This is a genomic window from Virgisporangium aliadipatigenens, assembly GCF_016863615.1.
Lineage (GTDB): Bacteria > Actinomycetota > Actinomycetes > Mycobacteriales > Micromonosporaceae > Virgisporangium > Virgisporangium aliadipatigenens.
This window is the reverse complement of sequence record NZ_BOPF01000038.1, coordinates 1-21,162: the sequence shown is the minus strand read 5'-3', so window position 1 is coordinate 21,162 and position 21,162 is coordinate 1. Positions and strand designations below refer to the sequence as shown.

Here is a 21,162-nt window from a genome sequence, read left to right as displayed (position 1 = left end):
TGATCTTCTAGTAGCGAGTGGCGGGTCCTTCGGGGCCCGCCATCTTTTCTTTATTTACGCGCGTCCGTCGGCTCAGGCGCGGGCGAGGGTGCCGTTGGCCAGGGCGACCTCGTGGGTGCGCTTGGCGCGATACATCGCCTCGTCGGCCGCCGCGATCAGGGCGTCCGCGTCGAGGTCCCCGGGGAGCGACCAGGCCACGCCGACGCTGCCCTCCGGCCGGACGGGTTCGCCGTTCAGGTCGACGGTGCCGGCGGAGATCGCGGTCGCGAGCTTCTCGGCGAACATCCGCGCGTCGGCCGGGCTCGCCACGTCGCGCGCCACCACGAGGAACTCGTCGCCGCCGAGCCGGCCCACCAGATCGGCGTGGCGCGCGGCTGCCCTGAGGCGGTTCGCCACGTGCACCAGCAGCGCGTCGCCGGCGGCGTGCCCGAGCCTGTCGTTGACCTGCTTGAACTTGTCGAGGTCGACGAAGACTGCCGCGACGCCGGAGTTCTCGCACGCGGGCAGGTCCAGGTAGCCGGCGAGCCCGCCGAGGATCGACGCCCGGTTGCGGCAGCCGGTCAACGAGTCGAACATCGCGCTGTACTTCAGTTCCTCGCGCATCCGCACGTCCTCGGTGATGTCGGCAAGGCTGATGATCGCCCCGGTGACGGCACCCGAGGAGCCGGAGAGCGCCCGCAGGCTGACGGTGAGCCGCCGCGTCCCCCTGAACGGGTGCACCAGACCGACCTCCAGATCGGCGTCGACCCCGTCGGCGAGAACGGCGCGCAGCGCGTCGTCGACCTCCGTCCGGTCACCCGGCGCCACGGCGTCGCGGTACTGCTCGACCGGCCGGCCGAGCAGCCGGTTGGCGCGCTCGTTGTGGTAGACCACGCGGAGATCCTGGTCGATCTGCACGACGCCGACCGGCAGCGACTCGGTGAGCCGGCGCAGCAGCTGTTCGCTGGCGCGAAGCGCCTCCTGGGCGGCCATCTCCTCGGTGATGTCGAGCAGTTCGGCGAGCACGTAGCCGTGTTCCGGGTCGGCGAGGCGGTTGTGGTTGGTCACCTCGAACCAGATCCACCGCCCGTCCCGGTGCCGGTGCCGCAGGCGGATCCGGCCCGTGCCGCCCGGCCGGGTCAGCATGCTCACCCAGCTGTCGATGGCGACCTGGTGCTCGTCGGGGTGCACGAGGTCGAGCGTGCGGCGGCCGAGGAGTTCCTCCCGGGTCCAGCCGAGGATGAGCGTCGCGGCGTCGTCGACCTCCTGGATCACCGCCATACCGTCCTTGCGCATGACCGCAACCTTGGGCCTGATCGGCGCGACCCCGTCGAGGTCGGGCCCGTCGTCCGCCGCTTCGAACCCGGTCAGGAAGCCGAGCAGCACGCCGTGGCGGTGGGTCATGTCGATGAAGTGGAGGCGCACCTGCTGCGCGGGGTCGGCGAGCGGTCGGACGAGGAGGTTGACCGCGCCGGTGCGGAGGGTCCGCTCCCAGGCGTCGATGACCAGGATGTTGTCCTCGGGAACGACGAGAGCCAGCGCGGACGTCGGGCCGCTGATCAGCTGCCACGTGCCGAGCGCGACGTCGGCCGGCATCGGGACGAACAGCCCACTGGGTGCGATCGCGACGACGTGCGCTCCCGGGCAGTCCCGGCGCAACGCGTCGAGAACCGCGTCCCGCGCGGCCTCGTCGATCCTGCTCTCTTGACCCATGCCGGCCAGATCGACGGCAGGAGCCCGCACTTGAGCGCTCGGCAGCGGCCTCAGGCGCGGCAGGTGAGCGGCCTGCCGCCGTTGTAGGTGACCATGTCGGTCAGCACCGCCAGAATGTCCAGCGGCACCCCGCGCGGCTTCCCGTCGATCTCCGCGTAGGCGCGGTGCAGGTTGCCGACGATGCGTTCGCTGTCGTGCCAGCCGGCGTAGTCGCCGAGGTCGGTCTCGCGGGCGGCCTCCAGCGGGGTGAGCCCCGCCGCGTGGGCGCCCTTCGCGGTCTCCTGGACGAACCGCAGGTAGGCCAGCGTCGGTTCGATCAAATCCGGTCCGGTGAGCTCCCCGTGGCCCGGCACGATCGTGGTGGCGCCGAGCGGCGCGATCACCGTCTCCAGCACCTCGATCGCGCCCGACAGCGACCCCGACACGAGGAACGGCGTCCCCCCGTTGAACAGCAGGTCGCCCGCGTACAGCACACCGCGCTCCGGCACCCAGATGATCGAGTCGTTCGTGGTGTGCGCGGGCGTGCCGACGTACTTCACCTCGACGCGCAGGTCGTCGCTCCACAGCGTCACGCCGTCCGTGTACGTGAGGAACGGCGGCGCCGGGGTGGTGTCCCCCATGTCGAACGGCTCGAAGATGCCCGGCGCCATCGGGAACGGCACCAGCGTCTCCCGGCGGGTCTGTTCGTGCCCGACGATCGTGGCCGTGCCGAACTGGTTGTTCCCGACCGTGTGATCCGGATGGCTGTGCGTGTTGACCAGCGTGCGGATGGGCTGCGGCGTGACCCGGCCGATCGCCTCCCGGTACGCGATCGTGCGCCGCGTCGTCGAGCAGGCGTCGACGCTGATCACTCCCGTGCGCGACACCAGGAACCCGGTGTTGTTGATGAACCACGTGCCGTTCGGCTGGATGTAGGCGTACAGCCCACCGCCGAGATCCTCCACCTTCGGCGGCGCCAGCGGTTCGCGGTCGTCGTGCGACGTACTCACAGCCTGTGCTCCTGTCGTCGACGGGCGGTTTACCGGCACAGAGTAGACCGGAGACATTCAGGATTGTCGGTTAGGCTGGCCGCGCAGATTCTCGCCGAAGGGAGGCCGGGTGCCCCGCAGGATGCGCTTGGCTCTCCTCCTCCTTCCGCTGTCGCTGCTGCTCGGCGCCTGTGGCGAGCCGCCGGTCGTGACGGGCGCGCAGGAGATCCCGGACATCCAGGTGCCGGCCGCGCCGGTGACCGGCGGGATGTCCTTCCGGGAGGACTTCGAGGGGGAGTTCGGCTCCGCGCCGGACCAGACCCGCTGGAGCTACGACGTCGGCAGCGTCGGCTGGGGCAACAACGAGTCGCAGTTCTACACGTCGAGCCGGGAAAACACGGCCCTGGACGGCAACGGCAACCTCGTCATCACCGCGCTGCGCACCCCCGACCGTTCGCACGAGTGCTGGAACGGCCCGTGCGAGTTCAGCTCCGGGCGGCTCAGCACGGCACGCAAGTTCACCCAGCGGTACGGGGTCTTCGAGGCGCGCATCAAGGTGCCGCCGGGTCGCGGCATGCTGCCCGCGTTCTGGCTGGTCGGCGACAACATCCACGACGTCGGTTGGCCCGAGTGCGGGGAGATCGACATCATGGAGTTCCCCGGCAAGGAACGCGGGGTGATCTACGGCAGCATCCACGGGCCCGGGTACGGCCGCGGCGGCAAGTACACGCTGCCCGACGGACGCTCGTTCTCCGACGACTTCCACGTGTTCACGCTGCACTGGGGCCCGGACAGCCTGGCCTACTCGGTCGACGGCGTGCAGTACAAGAAGATCACCACGGCCGACACCGACGGGCACCGCTGGGCGTTCGACCGACCGTTCTTCATCGTGGTCAACCTGGCGGTCGGCGGAAAGTGGCCGGGGTATCCGGCGGCGGACGCGGTCTTCCCGCAACGCATGCTCGTCGACTACGTCCACGTCCACGACTGGGACACCCGCCCCGGAGCGAGCCCGACCCCCTCCGCCTAACGGCGGGTGGTCGTCGGTGGGCGCCTGGTCGGGGACTTCGTCGGGTTGGCCTTCGGGGACGACGGCGGGGGCGCCGACGACGGGGGTGGCGGCGGGGGCGGCGGCGCGGGCTGCGGGGCCTCCAGGCGGGCCGCCGAGTCCGGCGTCCACGTGGTCGCGTAGCGAACGTCGTCGGCGCCACCCGCGTACGCCTGCGCGGCACCCGGGTTGGTGCCGATGCGCCAGTCGGCCTCCCGCACCGCCTCGAACCAGATCGTGCCCAACACGTCCGGATACGACGGCAGCGTCGCGAACATGTCCCTGATCCACTCCGCCTTGCGCGCGTCCTTGTCGGTGGCGCTCAGTTCGGTGATCACGATCGGCTTCGACGCGATGGAACGCAGGATGTCCAGGCTCGCCGCGAATGTGTCCGCGAAGCTGCGGTACCCCTCGGTGCCCTCGGTGCCGTAGTAGCCGGACAGGCCCATCCAGTCGACGTACTTGTCGCCGGGGTACAGCGGCGGGATCGGTGTCGCGCCGGTGTAGGTGACGTTCGGGCTCCAGATCCACAGCACGTTCTGGGCGCCGACCTGCTCGAAGATGTCGTGCACGTGCCGCCACATCTGCACGTACTCGCCTGGCGTGTTGCCGTTGGACTGCTCCGACCAGGGGTACCAGAAGCCGTTCATCTCGTGGGCGAGGCGCATGCCCACCTGGTACGGCAGGCCGGCGACACCCCGCGCCCAGTTGCGGATGTAGCCGTCGTACTCGCCCGCGATGATGCGCTTGAGCTGGTACTTCGGCTGGTTCTTGCGGGAGTTGTCGGACTGCACCGGCGCGGACGGGTCCCACGGTTCCCAGCTGATCACCGGCATGACGCCCCGGGACGCGATCCGGTCGATCCCCTGCCGGTCGAACTGGTCCGACGCCCACCCGGCGGTGAACATCAGCACGTTCGGCTTGTGCTTCGTGGCGGCCGCGAACTCGTCGAACACCTTGAAGTCGTGGTAGCCCGCAGAGGTGGCGATGCCCAGGAAGGCCCTGTTCACCGGCGGGAACTGCGGCCGCTTGGCGGGCTGGTCCGTCGGCTCCGGCACCCACGCCGGACCGGCGAGGGCCGGTGTCTCACCCGGAAGCCCGGCGATGCGTGGCGCCAGGAAGAACGTGTACCCGGCGAGCAGCAGCATCACGAGGAGCGCGGCGACGCGCGGCAGCGTCAGCTTGGTCACGGCGTGGCCCCCGTCCCGGAGCCCGTCGGCTGCGGTGTGGCGCTGAACCAGCCACCGACGGTCGGTTCCGCATCGTCCTCGGGGCCGGGCGGCGGCACCGGCGCCCGCAGCCGAACGGCCGGCAGCACGGCGGTGATCGCGTCGGCGACCCGGGGCATCTCCTGGGTGGCGTCCTCCGGCTCGACGGGCGGCCGCGGCGCCGACTCGAACCAGGTGCTGCGCACCGGCGACTCGCGCTCACCCGAGAGCCTGACCTCCGGCTGGCCCGCGCCACGCGACCCGGCCTCCGGCCGGCCCGCACTGGGCCACCCCGCCTCGGGACGGCTGCCGCCGCGCAACACCGCCTCGGGCTGGCTCGCACTGCGCAACACCGGCTCGGGAGCCGCGGGGTCGGTCGCGACCGGCCCGGACACCGCCAGGGCCGCCGCCTCGAACACCGCCGCCGGCACCCGCTGCGTCTCCTCCGCGGGCGCCGGCTCCGGCACCCGCTGCGTCACCTCGGAATCCACGGGGTCCTCGGAAGCCGAAAGGGCCGAGGAAGCCGAGAAGTCCGCGGAAGCCGGGGCCGCATCGGGCTGATCCCCCGGCGACGACCCCGGCGCCCCACCGAGCGGCACGATCGTCGCCAGGTCCGGCGCCCGCCGCTGCTGCGGAATGAAGGCCGTGCCCCGCACCGGCACCGCCGGCACCTCGAAGACCGGCTCCGCACCGGGCCCGCCCGGCCCGATCTCCCGCCCGGCCTCGTCCAGTTCGGGCACGACCACCGGCTCCTCGACGGTGCCGCGCCGCCGCCACCAGGCCCGCACGCCGGAGCAGAGCGCGATCACCGGCGGCGCGATCCCGGTGAACACCGTGAGCCCGCTCCAGATCCGCAGCGCCGCATGGTCGTGGTGCAGCCAGAAACTGGCCCCCAGCATGGCCCCGCCCACCACGGCCCACAGCAGGTGCAGCCGGAACGTCCCGATCGACTCCGCCGAGCGCATGTGCCCCTTGGGCGTCACCTTGAACGTCAACGGCCGGCGCAGGATCGCGCTCACCGCGGCCGACAGGTACACGGGTCCCGCGAAGAGCGACAGCGCCATGCCGAGCATGCCGACCTCTTCGCGTTCGTGCTCGGCGATGTTGTACCGGCGCAGGAAGAACCAGAGGCAGAACCAGCTGCCGAGGCTCAACGCCCACAGCGTCAGCCAGGTCTCCGGCGGCGCCTGCTTCATCGCGCCCTGCCCGAAGAACATGTACACGGCGGTCGCGACGTTGCTGAGGAAGAGGCTGAACCCGACGCTCGGGTAGTAGAACTGCAGCAGCCCGTAGAAGAAGCGCTGGCGGAACTTCAGTTCGCGCGGCATCCCCCGCTTGCGGCTGAGCAGGATCTCCCAGATGCCGGTGGCCCACCGGGTCTGCTGGCTGAAGTAGTCGGCCCACGACGCGGGCCCCTCCCCGATCGCGACCACGTCGGGCGTGTAGATGCCCTTCCAGCGGTTGCCGGTGGCGGGGTTGTCGGTGGCCTGCACCCGCATGCTGGTCAGGTGGTCCTCGATGATCGAGTCCTGGTACCCGCCGATCTGCCGCCACGGCTCCGGGCGGTACAGGTGGTTGGTGCCGATGAGCATCGGGGCGTCGAGGCCGTTGCCGGCGCGTTCGATGATCCCGTTGAACACGTACTGCTGGGCCGAGGCGCCGTGCACCACCCAGTTCTCGTACATGTTGCCGTAGACCTGGGGCGCGACGACGAACGCGACGTCGGGGTCGCGGAAGTAGCCGAGCGTGCGTTCGAGGAAGTTCGGCAGCGGCACGTGGTCCGGGTCGAGGTTGACGACGACGTCGTAGTCGTCCTCGTGCTGCGCCCGCCACGAGTTGTGGTTGCCGGACTTCATCCGCGCGCGGAACTGGCCGGACTCCTGGTTGTACTCCGGGATGCCCTTGCGGCTGAAGTGGCGCACGCCCAGTTCGGCGGCCATCTTCTTGACGTCGGGGTCGTCGCCCTCGTCGAGGATCCAGACGTCGACGTGCCCGCAGTAGACGATGTCCTTCATCCGGCGCAGGGTGCGCGCGACGACCTCGATCGGCTCGCGGGACGGGACGATGGTGGTCAGTAGCGCCACGCGCAGGGCGATCGGGGGATCCATCGGGATCGGGTCCTTCGCGAAGTACGCGAAGATCCACACGGTGATGTTCTGGATCAGCCGCACGATCTCGACAGTCACCATCAGCACGAACGCCACCCGGGCGACCATGATCGACCAGCCGGCCCACGGCCCCTGGCCGGCGCCGGGGATGTGGTGGGGCAGCAGCAGCCAGCCGACGAAGAGCAGCCCGGTGCCGGTGCTCAGCAGCACGAGCAGGGTCAGCACGATGCGCGAGGACCAGTGCGCGACGTGCCGCATGCGCACCGGCTGCTGTTCGTCCTCGGGGGTGCGCAGCGGCCCGGCCGTCTCGGCACAGTCCACATACGCGAACCGCGCACCGAGGTTGAGGCGCTCGCGGGTGTTCTCCCGGTTGCGGCGGCTGACCCCCGCGACCGCCCTCATGAGCTGTTCCGCACGACGAGGGCCAACGTGAAGCCGGCGGGCCGCCAGGTGCGCTCCTCGCGGTACTTCGTGCGCAGCAGGCTTTCCTTCTCCTCGCCGACGCCCTGCACGGCGTCGTTGAGGTAGCCCAGGCGCAGCACCCAGATGCGCGGCGGCAGGATCTCGGGCAGGCAGGCGGCCTGCGGGCACTCCTTGGCGAGCAGGGTGCCGTCGGTGCGCGGCGGCGCGATCATGAACACGTCCCGCGGCCGTCGGGCGGTGGGCACGTAGTGGGCCACCGTGTCCCGGGGCAACCAGCCGCTGCCCACGAACGCGTCGCCCTCCGCGTAGACGATCGCGTCCCCGGGCCGGTATCCGTCGGTGATCACCGACGCCAGCTCGCGGGTCGCGTCACCGTGCCCGTCCACCTCCCGGATTTCCAGGTGAACGGGCACCGCCAGGCCGGCCACCAGTGCGACACCGGCGATCGCGGCCAGCGAGTGCGGCCGGCTCAGCGCGGTGCCCGCCAGCAGCGCGAACGCCGGCAGCGTGAACATGAGGTACCGGGGCAGCAGCAGCGGCATGTACTCGGAGAGCCCGAGCAGCGCGACGAGCGGCACGACGGCCCAGGCGGTGAAGATCGACGACGGGTAGCGCAGCGCCAGCGCGAACAGCGCCATGACCCCGATCGCGACGGCCACCCACGCGTTGCCGAACCCGGTCTCCAGAAACGCCTCGGGCGTCAGGTAGAACGACCCGATCCAGGCGACCTGGGACTTCTGCGTCTGCCCGAGGTACAGCAGCGGCGCGGCCGGCAGGATCCCGATGAACGCCGCGAGCCCGAACCAGAACCACCGGTCCCGCCGCCGGGCCAGGATGACCCACGCGTGCGCGGCGATCAGCAGCAGCGCGATGACGTGCGCGACGCCGAGCAGCGCGATGCCCGCCGTGTACGCCGCGAACCAGCGGAACCGCCCGCCCTGCAGGATCCGCACCAGCGCATAGGTCGCGACCGCGGCCCCGAGCACCGTGAACGCGTAGGGCCGCGCCTCCTGGGCGAACCGCGACGCGCCCGGCAGCACGGCGAAGATCGCACCGGCGAGCAGCCCGACCCGCAGCCCGTACACGCGGTTGCCGATGGCGCCCACGAGCGCGGCCGCGAACGCCATCGCGATGACCGACGGGATCCGCAGCGACACGTCGGAGTTGCCGAACGCGTCGGTCCACGCCTTCATCAGCCCGTAGTAGGGGCCGATGACCGCGTCGACCCAGCGCAGCACCTTGAGCCCCTCGGACCACGACACGGTGGTCATGCCCCAGGTGGCGAACTCGTCGGCCCACAGCCCCGGCCGCTGGACGCCGGCGGCGCCGATCCCGCCCATGAGGAGACCGGGGACCAGCCACGCCAACCCGGGCCACCGGTACGCGCGGTGGCTGCCGACCTCCTCCTCGGTGGGGTCGGCCGACTCGGCCCACGGATCCCGGCGCGGGGCCGGGTCGCGGACCGCCGGGATCAGCGAGGTCGCCGCGTTCGAGGTCGCCTCGTCCTCAGTGGTCTGCTGCATGCTCAGTAGCTGAAATCGACCTTGCTGACTTCGTGGAGATCGGTCCGTCCACCGGTCGCGCCGGAGAAACCGACGTACGCGTTGGCCGGCACCGCTGCCGCCCCTTCGAGCGCCTTGGTCTTGTCGATCGTGACCGTGATGACGCCGTTGGCGATGACCACCTCGACCTCGTGCTCGCCGCTGCGCAGGTCCGGGATGGAGGTGGAGGTCACGAGGTAGGTGAGGTTGCGGCCGTTGCCGGCGGTGGAGATGCCGACGAAGGCGCTCTTCGGCCCGTCGGCCTGTGGGTAGGTCACGAACGCCACGGCGACACCGGCCTGGCCGGAGAAGCCGAGTCCGCCGCCGCCCTGCCCGAGCGCGTTGTCGGGCTTGGTCTTGCCGGCGTCGAGCAGCAGGAACGCCACCCCGTCGCCGCCGTCGCCGTCGGCGCAGCGGATCGTGAACTTGGCGCGCAGCCCGGCCGTGACGATCGGCGTCTGGTAGATGACCGCGCCGGTCTTCTCCTTCTCGGCGGGGGTGAGCACGAGCTTGCCGCCCTCGATCTTGGCGTCGCCGCTCTGCTTCCAGCCGGTCGGCGGCGCGCTGACGTTGGCGCTCTTCGTGGCCGGCGCACTGGAGGAACTCGGTCCGGCGGCCGCGGCGGGCGTGCCCTCGTCGCCGCGTTCGGTGCCGGCGAGGTAGCCCACCGTCCCGAAGATGATGGCGCCGACCAGGAACCCGGCGAGCGCGCCGATGAGCAGCGGCCCGCGGCGGGACGGCTCCTCCGGGGACGGCTCGATGCGCCGCTCCCAGCCGCCCTCGGGCTCACTCGAACGCTCGTCGGAGTAGCCGGTCCAGGAACTGCCCGTGGCGGCGCTGCTGACCGGGGTGTCCCAGTTGCCGGGGCCCATGCCGGGCGGCGCGGAGGCGGGCGACGCCGGCGTGTCCCAGCTGCCGGCGCCCGAGACGGGTGCGCGCTGGGCGGGCGGCCCGCTGGCGGGCGGCGACGACATCGGCGACACGGGTGCGCCCCAGGGCGGCGGCACCTGCCCGCTGCCCGGCTGCGAGTGGTACACGGGCGGCTGCGGCGGCATCGGCTGCACCGGCGCGGGGTACCCCCCGGCCTGCTGAACGGGCACCGCGTAGGCCCCCGACTGCTGCTGCGGCGGAACCGGGTAGGCGCCCTGCTGCGGGTGCGGGTCGGCCGGCCGGTAGACATTCGGCGGCGTGGATACCGGCCCGGGGGCGGGCGCGGGGGCCCACGGCGCCTGGCCGGGCGCGGTCACGGGTGGCGGCGGCAGCGGCGGAACGCCCGGCCCGGGCTGCCCCTGGACGGGCGGCACCGGCAGGGGCGGCGCACCGTTGATCCCCGCCTGCGGCGGGCCTGCCGGATGACTGCCCCACGGCGACTGCCCGGGGTGCCCCTGCGGCCCTCCCGGGTTACCCGCCTCGTCCGGCCCGTATCCCCCATGCTGCGTCACGTGGCGCAGGCTACCAGCGCTGTGCGACAGCGGCGAATAGCGATTTGGCGACTTTTGATGAACAAGGGCAATCCGCCCACCGCCCCGGAATCCTTCTTGCAAAAGATGTGCAACAAGCCTCGACAGGTTCTCGGAACGTAAGTAGCGTGCTGGAACATGAGTCCTTACATCACGCAGGTGCCGGATCCGCAGGCGTGGCAGGAGAGCTGGGATCGGCAGCAGGAGGCGTACATGCCGGACCGGGAGCACCGGTTCGCCGCGATGCTGGACGCCGTCCAGGCGGTCGCCGACGGGTCGGTGACGCTGCTGGACCTCGCCGGCGGGACCGGTTCCATATCACTGCGGGCGCTCGACCGGCTCCCCGACGCGGACGTGACCGTGCTCGACCTGGATCCGGTGACGCTGGCCGTGGCGCGGGCGAGTCTGTCCGGGCGGGCGACGGTGGTGAGCGCCGATCTCGGGGACCCGGGCTGGACGGCGGCGCTTCCGCACCGGCGGTACGACGCGGTGTTGACGGCCACCGCCCTGCACTGGATCGAGGAGACGCGGCTCGCGACCCTCTACTCGGAGATCCACGGGCTGCTCCGCCCCGGCGGCATCTTCGTGAATGCCGACCGCATGCCCGACGACGACCTGCCCGGCCTCACCGCGCGGTTGACCGGCCGGGCGGACCGGGTGCGCGACGCGCGCTACCGGGCGGGCACCGTGCTCTCGTGGCAGGACTGGTGGAAGCGGGTCACCGACGACTCGGTGCTCGGCCCGCTGGCCGCCGAGCGGGAGAAGCTGTTTCCCCGGGCCGACCACAACGAGACGCTGGTGCCGATCGGCTGGCACCGGGAGGCGCTGCGCAAGGCCGGGTTCGCCGAGGTGGGCACGCTGTGGCGGGGCGGCGCGGACGCGGCCGTGGTGAGTGTGGCCTGAGACGGCACGAGGCCGCGCCCCGGCACGTCGGGACGCGGCCTCGCGGGACGTTCAGCAGTCGCGCAGCTCGGGCGACTGGTTGAGCAGCTGACCGCGCGGGGAGATGAAGCGGCGGTACCGCTCGCTGTCCACCGCGGACGGCCGGAACGCCGCCACGCGGTGGCAGTTCTGGAAGGCGAGCTTCACGCCGAAGTGCCGTTCGAGGCCGCCGCGGATGGCGTCGCTGGCGAGCGCGCGCAGCAGCTGGCCACGCTCGGTCTCCGACGGCGGAGGGACTTCGTTGTCCGCGAAGTCGGCGGCGTTCGCGTCGAGGTCGGCGGCCACGCCACTGATCACCTGCCACGCGTAGGGCAACGAGTCGCGCACGCACGCGACGAACTCCGCGTCGGAGACGTCACCGCGTTCGGCGGCGGCGAGCAGATCGTCGGAAACGGTCAGGGACATGTGCAGCTCCTCGCTGTCGGGAAGATCCGTTAACGCACATGGTAACGGTTTCCATTAGCGGGAAGGGTCATGTCACCGGGAAGGGTGGCCGCCACCAGGCCGGCGCGTCCGAGAGTTCGACGCGGTCGACCCACTTGACCCACCAGAACCCGCGCCGGCCCGGACACACGAGGCGCACCGGGTAGCCGTGCCCCGGGGAGAGCGCCCGCCCGCCCACTCCCGTGGCCAGCAGCAGGTGCGGCAGGTCAGCGACGGGCAGCCGCACCCGGTACCCGGTGTGCGAACGCACCACCACGCTGCGGGCACCGCGCCCGGACAGTAGATCCGGCGCCAGGAGCGCGGCGAGCGGCACGCCGGTCCAGTCCTGTTCGGCGTACCAGCCCGACGTGCAGTCCAGCAGCGCCCGCCGGGTGACCGCGCCGGACTCCAGCTCGGACAGGGTCAGCACCCGGTCGGGCAGCACCAGGCGGTAGTCCGCGGCGTCGATGTCGGGGACGGTGTCGTTCAGCCAGATGGTGTTCGGCATCGCGCGGGGCTCGAACGAACCGCGCTCGTAGGAACCGGTGAACCGGCGGCGGGCGCCCGGCAGCACCGGCAGGTTCGACACCGTATATATGGCACCCGCGGCGAGGGCCAGGCCGCCGAGGCGCAACGCCGACCGCCGGGAGACGTCGGTGCGCCGCGGCGCGAACCGGCGCGCCACCAGGTGCCACAGCAGCAGTGGCACCAGCGCCAGGGCCGTCGCGATGTGCAGGTACAGCACGTCGAGGCCGGCGACGGTGCGCGGCGCGCCCAGGGCGTTCGACACACCGAGGACGAGAGCGGCGATCACCAGGAGCATCAGGAGCAGGGAGAACCACCGACCCGGCCGGGCTCGGCGCAAGCCGGCCCGGACCACCCGCGCCTTGGCCGGGGCGAGCGCGACCAGCAGCAACCCGGCGACGCCGTGGGCGATCACCACCCAGCGACCGCGCGCGGTGCCGCTCGCCACCGCCCCGACGCCGGTGGCGAACGTGATCACCAGCGTCAGGAGCAGCGCGAGGTTGGTGGTCCGGGCCTTCATGTTCAGGCCGGCGCGGGTGCGCGGTAGAGGGCGAGGGACATCCACGCGACCCCGACGGCCGCCGTGCAGAGGCCGCCCAGATAGACGATCTCGGGAACGGCACCCGCGAGCGAGCCCGGCACCAGCCCCAGGGAGTAGAGGAGCACGGCCGGGCGCGGATAGGCACCCGCCCGCCAGCTCGCCACGCCGAAGAGCAGCGCGCCGACGATCAGCGTGAACGCCGTCGCCAGGAACGCCGTGCGCGTCGAGCCGCCCGCCACCAGGGCGTCGACGGTCGACCGGTCGAGGTTCGGGAAGACGAAGTGCCGGATGTACTCGATCGCGAACGCGCCGGCCAGCCCGGCGGCGTTCAGTGCGTACGCCACGGTGCCGAGTGTGCCCGCCTTGACGCGCTGATAGAGGTACAGCCCGCTGAGCGCGAAGATGCCGGCCAGTGCGCCGAACGGGGCGACGGTGTGGGTGAGGCCGTTCTCCGGGATGGCCCCGCCGCGGCGGAACGAGTTGAACACCAGGATGACCGCGCAGGCCACCCCGGCCACGGCGGCGATGCGGTAGAGCGCGCCGGTTCGCATGTGCTGATCCCTCCAGCTCCGATGACATCTGTGATAACGCACGTTATTGGGTACGTTTGCAGCGTGGCAAGGCCGGTAAGGACTTCGTTAGATTGCGCCGACCTGCGCGAACGCTTCATCGCGGCCGGGTTGCGGGTGCTGCACGGGCACGGCGCCGCGGAGCTGACCGTGCGCCGCGTGGCCGAGCAGGCGGGCTCCTCGACGATGGGCATCTACAGCCGGTTCGGGGGGCGTAACGGCATGCTCGAGGCGGTGTACCGGCGCGGGTTCGAGCAGCTGCGGGCCGCGCTCGTCGACGTGCCGGCCGGCGAGGACCGCATCGTGGGGCTGGCGCTCGCGTACCGGCGCTTCGCGCTCGGCAGCCCGGCCCTCTACGCGCTGATGTTCGAACGGCCGCTGCCCGACTTCGACCCGTCGCCGCAGCTGCGCGCGGACGCGCTCGGGATGACGTTCACCCTCCTGGTGGACGAGGTGCGACAAGCGCAACAGCGGGGCACCCTCCCGGGGGACGCGCCCGACCGCCCGGCCTACCTGCTGTGGACGGCCATGCACGGCCTGACCAGCATCGAGTTGACCCACGCCGACCACCGGCCACTGCCCGGCTGGCTGATCGACTCCACCGAATCGGGCGAAAAAGTGCTCACCGAGGGGGTACGGGCGGTACTCTCCGGCCTCGGCGCAACGGTGCATTTTCCGTAAATCCGCCCGTTCCGCCCCGCCCTGGCGGATGGTCGAGAGCGTGGACTCTCCCTCCGAACTCCTCCAGGGCGCGGCGAGCAGGCGCACCCTCCTCGTCGCCGGCGCGCTCGCCCCCGCCGCCGCGCTCACCGGCGCCGGTCCCGAGCCCGAGGCGGGCGGGCTCCGGGCGATCAGCATGGCCACGCACATCCACGGGCCGTTCAGCGAGGGCAAGGCGAGCTTCGAGGCGCACCTCGCGCAGGCCCGCAAGAACAAGGTCGACGTCGTCTGGTGGACCGACCACGACTTCCGCGTCGCCGCGCACGACCACCGGCAGGCCGTGCACTTCACCGGTGCCGGCGAACCCGACGGGATCATGGCGTTCGGCTGGACGAAGAAGCTCGACGGGAAGATGGCCGGCGACAGGGTGGAGTTCGTCGACGAGCCGCGTTCGCCCTACGACCAGAAGCCGGCGCTGCGGCTGTCCGCCGACGGCGGGCCCGGCACCCTCTGGTACGCCGCCAAGGCGTGGAACGACACCTACAACGCCTGCATCGCCGACACCACGCTCAGCATCGACGTCCGCCCCGAGGAGAAGGGCGGGACGCTGCTGCTCCAGGTCGACCTCTCGCACCACCCCGCCCGCAAGGGCCGCTCCGCCGGCGTCTACGTGCTGCGCTACCGCATCGGCGGAACGGGATCGCCGAAGTACAAGGCCGACGGGATCACCGGCTACGTGGACCTGCCGGCGGCCCCGGGCCAGTGGAGCACGATCACCCTGTGGCTGACCCAGGACGTGCAGAAACTCTGGCCCGACCTGGTCGCCGGCGACAACGCCCTGCGCAATCTCAAGCTGGGCGTGACCGCGAAGGAGAAGGAGAAGGTCTCCTACGTCGTCGACCGGCTGCTCTTCGTCCGGTCCCGGCGGCGCGGCCAGGCCGGCGAGGACCTGCGCGCCGAGGTGCTGGCGGCCTACGCCAGGGAGTACGCCGACGTCGTGCAGTACCGCGCGTACGAGGTCTCCCTGGTCCGCCACCTGAACTGGTACGGCGGCGACCAGACGATGCCGGCGTTCACGTCGCCGCCGGTGCGCGACAACGACCCGGGCAGGACCGCCGCGATGGTCGACTTCCTGCACGGGCACGGCGGGCTCGTGTGCTGGAACCACCCGCTGGACGTGGAAAAGAAGGAATCCCTCGCCACGCTCATGCGCGAACGCCGCATGCTCGGCACCGACCTCGTCGAGATCGGCCGCAAGGAGTGGGCCGAGCTGCTGTGGGCGTTCGACGTGGCGGCCCGGCACGCGCTGTTCTGCACGGCGATCGGCGGCTCCGACGACCACGACGGCGTCGACTGGACCGCCGCGGACGAGCCGTATCTGACGTACGTGTGGGCCGCGTCGACCACCCGCGCCGACCTGCTGGCGGCGTTGAAGAAGGGCGCCGCGTGGTGGGTGAACGCCGCGAAGTACCGCGGCTCCCTGGACCTGCGCGTCGGCGGGAAGCCCGCCATGGGCGCCGCGATCGTCTCCTCCGCGGCGGTGCAGGTGGAGTGTTCGGCCACGTCGCTGCCGTCCGGCGCCAAGCTGGAGATCGTCACGGGTAGGGCCGATCGGGACGGCGACTCCCCGTCGGTGTCGACGGCGGTCGCCTCCGCGGGCAAGAAAACCGTCACCGTGCGACCGGACACCTACGTGCGCACCCAGGTACGGCTGGCGGACCGGGTGGTGGCGGCGTCCAACCCCGTCTGGGTACTGACGCAGGCCCCGCCCACCGGCATCCCCGCCGATCGGCGCAGAACACCCTAATGTGAGCGCATGACCTCGTGGCAGGACGTCGAGCGGGCCGTTCCCGAGTTCGCGCAGCGGGTGCGGGAGCTGTTCGAAGCGCACCGGCACAAGACGATCGCCACCCTGCGGGCCGACGGGTCGCCGCGCATCTCCGGCATCGAGACGGTGTTCGAGGACGGGCAGCTCGTCTTCGGCTCGATGCCGGGCGCCCGCAAGGGTGCGGACCTGCGCCGCGATCCGCGGTTCGCGCTGCACAGCGCCACGGTCGACCCGGTCGACGGCAAGGAGGGAGCCTGGCCCGGCGAGGCGAAGATCGCCGGGCGGGTCACCGCCCAGCAGACGGAGAACGGCGATCACTTCGTCGCCGACATCGCCGAGGTCGTGCACACCCACCTCGACGAGAAGGCGACCGTGCTCGTTGTCGAGTGGTGGACCCCGACGCAGGGGCTGCGCAAGGTCGAGCGCGCCTGAGGCTCAGCCCGTCCGGATCCACTCCACCGTGTGGGCCTCGGTGAGGTCGGGTGTCTCCCAGCGGCCCGCCATCCGGTCGATCACCGCGTCCGGCACCGGATGCGCACGGCTGCCGTTGCGACGCCGGATCACCTCCGGCGGCGCCTCCAGCGACACCAGTTCGACCCGCGCGCCGTAGTCGGCGGCGAGCCCCACGCAGCGGTCGCGCAGCTGCTTGGACAGGTTGGTGGCGTTCCACACGAACGAGCGCCGCGCCCGCAGGTGCTCCCGGGCCTGTGCGCGGGCGGCGTCGATCACCGGCCCCTGGCCGTCGGTCGGCCTGACGCCCAGCGCCGAACGCAGCGCGTCGAGGCTCACGACCGGCAGGGCCGCGCGGTGCGCGGCGATCCAGGTGTCCTTGCCGGAGCCGGGCAGTCCCGACAGGACCGTCACGGTGCAGCGGGGATCCTCGTACGGCGCGTACCCCGGGTCCCGCCCCGGCGCGCGGAACCAGGCGAACCGCGCGTGATCCGTCGGGAACGTCCGGGGGCCGTGCAGGCAGTCGCGTTCGGCGCAGTACTCGCGGAACAGGGCGATGTTGTCCAGCACCTCGTCGGCGTCGGAGCAGATCCGCCCCAGGATGTCGGCCGTCGCGAGCACCGCCAGATCCTCGTTGGACGCCACCAGGCTGCACCGGAAGGCGATCGCGTCGAGGTCCGGGCGTTCGAGGGCCCAGAACGGGACCTGGTGGTGGCGCACCAGCGCGGCGACGTGCTCCCGCCAGGCGATCGGCGCGCCGGCCTCCCACAGGATGCGCCGCACCAGCAGGTCGCCGCGGCGCGAGTGGCCGGCCGCGGTGATCCGGCCGTCCGGCTCGTGCCGGGTGCAGTCGGGCTTGGCGACGTCGTGCAGCAGCACGGCCGCGAAGAGCCGGGTCCGCTGGTCCGCCGGGCGTGATCGCCACTCGGGCAACGACGCGAGGGCCTCCGCCGCCATCCGGGTGTGCGTCTCGACGTCACCCTCCGCGTGATGGATCTTGTCCTGGGGAACGCCCGCCAGCGCGCGGATCCACGAAAAGGCCTCCCGGACGGCCGCCCAGTCGAGTGTCCACTGTGGACCCGTCGGGCAGAGCGCCTCAAACCGTTCCATAGAGCACCCCGGGATCGGCGAGCCGATTGGGGACGATCGGCCGGTCCCGCCAGTGGCTGCCCGAGTCGAGAACGGCCGTGAGAAAGCTCGGCCGCACCCACTTGAACCGCCCGCGCACCCGCCCGCCCTCCTCCAGCTTGAGGTAGAGCCCTTCCATGTCGTCGCTCGCGTCGGACTCGGCGGCGGCGCGGGCCGGGTCGACGCCGGCCGCACGCGCGGCGTCGGCGAGCGCGTCGCGCCACCCCGGCGTGCGCACGGTCGACGGCCCGACGTGCGCGGTCAGCTCCTTGACGTGCGAAAAGCGTCCGGCAGCGAGCACCGGCACCGACACCACGCCGGTCCCGTCGAGCAGCTCGCCCCGTCGCCCGGTGGAGAGGAACGCGTCCTCCTCCCGGTCGTACACGTCGAACTCGCAGAAGTAGTGCGGCAACGCGTCGTAGAACATCGTGTGCTTGGCGTACAGCCACTCCCCGTACAGCACGTAGCGCGCCCCGAGCCGCGGCCGCAGCGCGCCGGCGACCACCGAGGCCCACGCCTTGAGCGGCGCGAACTGCCGCTCCCGCGGCCCGCCGGTCAGGTAGTGGCCGCGGGACTGCAGCCGCAGGGTCCCGTCGTCGTCGAAGCTCACCGCGGCGTTGGCCCCGTCGAGCTTCTCCTCGACGACCAGCTGCCGACCGGCGATCTCCACGAACGGCACCTGCGCGAGATCCGCGTCGCCCGGCTGGAGCCGCGAGCCCTCCAGGTGCGGGGTCCTCGGGTACTTGCGCAACATGCACCCGATGTAACCAGTACATAAACCGGTTGCACGAACTCAATAAGAGTTCCCAGATCAGTCTTAGGTTTCCATTAACGATCGTGACTGCCCGACAGAGTGCGAACTACCTTCACCTCCGCCCCTTTTTCCCGTCCCGGAGGACCGCACTGTGCCTGGCAAGCCCGGCAAGCGAAGAAGCCGTCGCGTCATCGTCGCGGGTTACGTCACCGCGCTGACGCTCGCGGCGGCCGTACCGGTCGGCGGTGGCCTGCTCTACTCGTACTTCTCGTACGACGGCCCCGAACCGATCAAGGCCGCCCCGGCGAACAACCCCGAGCAGGGCCTGATGTACACCGGCCTGCAGCCGGCGCCGAAGGGCGACCCATGCGTCGGCGCGTACAAGCTGCCCGACGGCAGTTGCACGCACGGCCCCGACGCCCCGCCCCCGGGCGTCAACTTCAAGGAGACGCCGGCCCCCCTCGCCGCCGCCGCGGACACCCCGACGGTTCCGGCCACTGACCAGGTCGCGGGCCCGAAGGACACGGACATCGCGGGCGAGAGCGCCGCGGACAACGGCGTCTCGCTGGCCCCCGCCTCCGACGGAGACCAGGCGGTCGAACTGGTCAACGGGATCGCCTGCGACGGCGACGGCGTGAGCGGCAAGCGCGTGCAGGTGCTGTACGTGCGCGACGCCAGCACGCCGAGCCAGTTCGCGAAGTACGTCGAGACGTTCCGCACCTGGGCCGCCGGCGTGGACGCGATCTACAACTCCAGCGCACAGGACACCGGCGGCGAACGCCACGTCCGCTACGTCACCACGTCGGACTGCAAGGTCGACGTGCAGGAGGTGGCGGTGCCGGACGGCTCGATGGCCGACTTCGGCAAGTCCGCCGACGCCCTGAAGAAGCTGGGCTACGGGCGCACCGACCGCACGTACATGATGTTCGCCGACTCCAAGGTGTACTGCGGCATCGGCTACTTCGCCGGTGACACCCGCAAGGGCTCGGTCAACCGGTCGAACACCGGCCCGTGGTACGGGCGTTCGGACACCGGCTGCTGGGGCGCCCACACCGCCGCCCACGAACTGGGCCACAACCTCGGCGCGGTCAACAACAACTCGCCGAACAGCAGCAAGGCCGGTCACTGCAACGACGAGTACGACGTCATGTGCTACCAGGAGAACGGCCAGACGATCGTCTACAAGTGCAACGACCGCAACAAGTTCGAGCAGAAGCTCGACTGCAACCACGACGACTACTACAACACCAACCCGTCGGCCGGCAGCTACCTGGCGAACAACTGGAACGTGGCCGACAACGAGTTCCTGATCAAGGGCTCCGGCTCCGGCGGCAACCCCGACCCGAGCCCGTCGCCGTCGACGCAGTCGCCGTCCCCGAGGCCGCCGTCGCCGTCGCCGTCGAAGAGCCCGACCGGTGGGCCGACCTCGCCGACCGCCGGCCCGTCGCCGACCGGTGGTTCGCCGAAGCCGCCGTCGCCGACCGGCAGCCCGAGCCCCACCGACGGCACCGGCACGCTCAAGGAACTGAGCGCCACGGCCACCACGTCCACGCAGACCCGGCTGAGCTGGCCGGCCGCCCCGAACCGCGCCCGCTACACGCTGGTGGTCAACGGCGGCAGGTACAACCTGGGTCGCCAGGCGGGTGTGGTCGTCGCCGGGCTCCGGCCGTCGACGGCGTACACGTTCCAGGTGCTGCTGAGCAACGGCACGCCGTGGACGAAGACGCTGACGGTCACCACCCCGGCAGCGGCCAACACGCCGGCCGCCGGCCAGTGGTTCAACCTGACGAACGCGCTCAACGGCAGCGTGGCGACGTTCTTCGGCGGTAACCGCGGTGACGGTTCGCCGCTGCTCGCCGGTCGCTCGTCCGGGGTGGCCAACCAGCAGTGGAAGCTGGAGAAGGTGGACGGGACCGAGAAGTTCCGCCTGCGTTCCAAGGCGACCGACCGCTGCATCGGCGCCTACCAGGGCAAGCCGGCCGCCGGTACGCCGCTGGTCCAGACGGACTGCGCCGGTGCGACCGAGTTCACTCTGACCTCGACCGCGTTCGGCACGTCGCTGACCACCGGCGACGGGCTGGTGATCGGTGTCGGCCACGGCCAGTACTGGCAGCAGCGCCTGCTCACGCTCCAGAAGTCGAGCGGTGCGCGGCACCAGAGCTGGACGTTCGCGAAGGCATAGAATCGCGGCAATTGCGCCCCCGGTCACCTGGTGGCCGGGGGCGCTTCCATGCGAAGGGAAGTGACGTGCGACGTCTTGCCGGAGCGGTCGCGGCGGCGGCGTTCGTCGGGGCCCTGGCGCTGCCGGGGGCGGCGGGCGCGCACGGCGGGGCGGTGCTCACCGTCCACGGCGACGGGCTCGGGTCCGTCTGGGTCACCGCGGCCTACGCCGACGGTCACCCGATCACCAGCGGCACGGCCGCCACGGTGTTCGCGGTCGCTGCCACGGGGGAACGGGTCGGGCCGGCCCCGCTGCGCCCCGTGGCGGCGGGCGAGGCGACGCTGAGCTATGCCGGCGTGCTGCCGCCCGGCGACTGGACGGTGACCGCGCAGATGGCCGCGCCGGCGACCGGCAACTGCGAGGCCCCGATGCAGGTCGTCCCCGCCGGCACCACCCCGACCCCCACCGAGAAGCGCTGCGGCGACTACAACTCCGCCTCCCCCGAGCCTCCGTCGGACGCCGCCCCGCCGGCCGACGACGACGGCGGCCTCAGCCCCTGGTGGATCGCGCTGCCCGCGCTGCTCATCGGCGCGGCGGCCGTGGGGGCGTACCGCCTCCAGCAGTCCCGCCCGGCCGCCCCGACCCGCCCGCGCAAACGGCAGCCCCGCAAGGGATAGCCGGACGCGGATCCGGCAGCGGAGTGGTCGGTCACGCCGCAGGCGGATCGACCCGG

The 21,162-nt window shown here is 71.8% G+C and carries 18 protein-coding genes; 7 read left to right on the top strand and 11 right to left on the bottom strand.

The window, feature by feature from the left end; all coding sequences use genetic code 11:
- Nucleotides 1-72: 72 nt before the first annotated feature.
- Together Val02_RS37595 and Val02_RS37590 are read right to left on the bottom strand one after the other, a co-directional pair.
- Nucleotides 73-1,722 (bottom strand): GGDEF domain-containing protein, encoded by a 1,650-nt coding sequence (locus Val02_RS37595; RefSeq protein WP_203904088.1) that lies wholly within the window; start codon nucleotides 1,720-1,722, stop codon nucleotides 73-75.
- 20 nt (nucleotides 1,723-1,742) lie between these two features.
- Nucleotides 1,743-2,681 (bottom strand): MBL fold metallo-hydrolase, encoded by a 939-nt coding sequence (locus Val02_RS37590; protein ID WP_203904087.1) that lies wholly within the window; start codon nucleotides 2,679-2,681, stop codon nucleotides 1,743-1,745.
- Between the two features lie 127 nt (nucleotides 2,682-2,808).
- Here Val02_RS37590 and Val02_RS37585 point away from each other — a divergent pair, with 127 nt between their 5' ends.
- Nucleotides 2,809-3,690: a glycoside hydrolase family 16 protein gene (locus Val02_RS37585; protein WP_203904086.1), complete on the top strand. Its 882-nt coding sequence runs from the start codon at nucleotides 2,809-2,811 to the stop codon at nucleotides 3,688-3,690.
- Here the strand turns inward: Val02_RS37585 and Val02_RS37580 are convergent.
- From Val02_RS37580 to Val02_RS37565, 4 genes are read right to left on the bottom strand one after another with little or no spacing between them, the layout of a single operon-like run.
- Nucleotides 3,687-4,898 (bottom strand): glycoside hydrolase family 26 protein, encoded by a 1,212-nt coding sequence (locus Val02_RS37580; protein ID WP_203904085.1) that lies wholly within the window; start codon nucleotides 4,896-4,898, stop codon nucleotides 3,687-3,689. The genes Val02_RS37585 and Val02_RS37580 overlap by 4 nt on opposite strands.
- On the bottom strand, nucleotides 4,895-7,426 hold the full coding sequence (locus Val02_RS37575) for a glycosyltransferase family 2 protein (RefSeq protein ID WP_203904084.1): 2,532 nt from the start codon (nucleotides 7,424-7,426) through the stop codon (nucleotides 4,895-4,897). Before Val02_RS37575 ends, Val02_RS37580 begins: the two co-directional genes overlap by 4 nt.
- Nucleotides 7,423-8,970, bottom strand: coding sequence for a glycosyltransferase family 39 protein (locus Val02_RS37570; RefSeq protein ID WP_203904083.1), 1,548 nt, complete (start codon nucleotides 8,968-8,970; stop codon nucleotides 7,423-7,425). The genes Val02_RS37575 and Val02_RS37570 overlap by 4 nt, the downstream gene beginning before the upstream one ends.
- Nucleotides 8,971-8,972: 2 nt before the next feature.
- Nucleotides 8,973-10,430: a lectin-like domain-containing protein gene (locus tag Val02_RS37565; RefSeq protein ID WP_203904082.1), complete on the bottom strand. Its 1,458-nt coding sequence runs from the start codon at nucleotides 10,428-10,430 to the stop codon at nucleotides 8,973-8,975.
- Nucleotides 10,431-10,586: 156 nt separating this feature from the next.
- On the opposite strand from Val02_RS37565, the gene Val02_RS37560 reads away from it, so the two are divergent.
- Nucleotides 10,587-11,351: a class I SAM-dependent methyltransferase gene (locus tag Val02_RS37560; protein ID WP_203904081.1), complete on the top strand. Its 765-nt coding sequence runs from the start codon at nucleotides 10,587-10,589 to the stop codon at nucleotides 11,349-11,351.
- 51 nt (nucleotides 11,352-11,402) lie between these two features.
- Here the strand turns inward: Val02_RS37560 and Val02_RS37555 are convergent, their stop codons facing one another.
- The 3 genes from Val02_RS37555 to Val02_RS37545 all read right to left on the bottom strand — a co-directional run bounded on the left by Val02_RS37555 (nucleotide 11,403) and on the right by Val02_RS37545 (nucleotide 13,430).
- The gene (locus Val02_RS37555) at nucleotides 11,403-11,795 is read right to left on the bottom strand and encodes an SCO5389 family protein (RefSeq protein WP_203904080.1); all 393 of its coding nucleotides are present in this window, start codon (nucleotides 11,793-11,795) and stop codon (nucleotides 11,403-11,405) included.
- A 67-nt stretch (nucleotides 11,796-11,862) separates the two neighbouring features.
- Nucleotides 11,863-12,858: a molybdopterin-dependent oxidoreductase gene (locus Val02_RS37550; RefSeq protein ID WP_203904079.1), complete on the bottom strand. Its 996-nt coding sequence runs from the start codon at nucleotides 12,856-12,858 to the stop codon at nucleotides 11,863-11,865.
- A gap of 2 nt (nucleotides 12,859-12,860) precedes the next feature.
- Complete coding sequence (locus Val02_RS37545) at nucleotides 12,861-13,430, bottom strand: hypothetical protein (protein ID WP_203904078.1); 570 nt, start codon at nucleotides 13,428-13,430, stop codon at nucleotides 12,861-12,863.
- 63 nt (nucleotides 13,431-13,493) lie between these two features.
- On the opposite strand from Val02_RS37545, the gene Val02_RS37540 reads away from it, so the two are divergent.
- The 3 genes from Val02_RS37540 to Val02_RS37530 are packed head-to-tail and all read left to right on the top strand — an operon-like array spanning nucleotide 13,494 to nucleotide 16,368.
- Nucleotides 13,494-14,129: a TetR/AcrR family transcriptional regulator gene (locus Val02_RS37540; RefSeq protein WP_203904077.1), complete on the top strand. Its 636-nt coding sequence runs from the start codon at nucleotides 13,494-13,496 to the stop codon at nucleotides 14,127-14,129.
- 40 nt (nucleotides 14,130-14,169) lie between these two features.
- A complete protein-coding gene (locus Val02_RS37535; RefSeq protein WP_239153639.1) occupies nucleotides 14,170-15,915 on the top strand; it encodes a CehA/McbA family metallohydrolase domain-containing protein in 1,746 nt (581 codons plus the stop codon).
- Between the two features lie 9 nt (nucleotides 15,916-15,924).
- Nucleotides 15,925-16,368, top strand: coding sequence for a pyridoxamine 5'-phosphate oxidase family protein (locus Val02_RS37530; RefSeq protein WP_203904075.1), 444 nt, complete (start codon nucleotides 15,925-15,927; stop codon nucleotides 16,366-16,368).
- Nucleotides 16,369-16,371: 3 nt separating this feature from the next.
- On the opposite strand, the gene Val02_RS37525 is transcribed toward Val02_RS37530, so the two are convergent.
- Entirely contained in the window at nucleotides 16,372-17,496 is a 1,125-nt protein-coding gene (locus Val02_RS37525) for an AAA family ATPase (protein ID WP_203904074.1), read from the bottom strand.
- The gene (locus tag Val02_RS37520; protein WP_203904073.1) at nucleotides 17,483-18,268 is read right to left on the bottom strand and encodes an RNA ligase family protein; all 786 of its coding nucleotides are present in this window, start codon (nucleotides 18,266-18,268) and stop codon (nucleotides 17,483-17,485) included. Before Val02_RS37520 ends, Val02_RS37525 begins: the two co-directional genes overlap by 14 nt.
- A 151-nt stretch (nucleotides 18,269-18,419) precedes the next feature.
- Here Val02_RS37520 and Val02_RS37515 point away from each other — a divergent pair, with 151 nt between their 5' ends.
- Complete coding sequence (locus tag Val02_RS37515; RefSeq protein WP_203904072.1) at nucleotides 18,420-20,450, top strand: RICIN domain-containing protein; 2,031 nt, start codon at nucleotides 18,420-18,422, stop codon at nucleotides 20,448-20,450.
- 65 nt (nucleotides 20,451-20,515) lie between these two features.
- A complete protein-coding gene (locus tag Val02_RS37510; RefSeq protein ID WP_203904071.1) occupies nucleotides 20,516-21,106 on the top strand; it encodes a hypothetical protein in 591 nt (196 codons plus the stop codon).
- Nucleotides 21,107-21,162 lie beyond the last annotated feature (56 nt).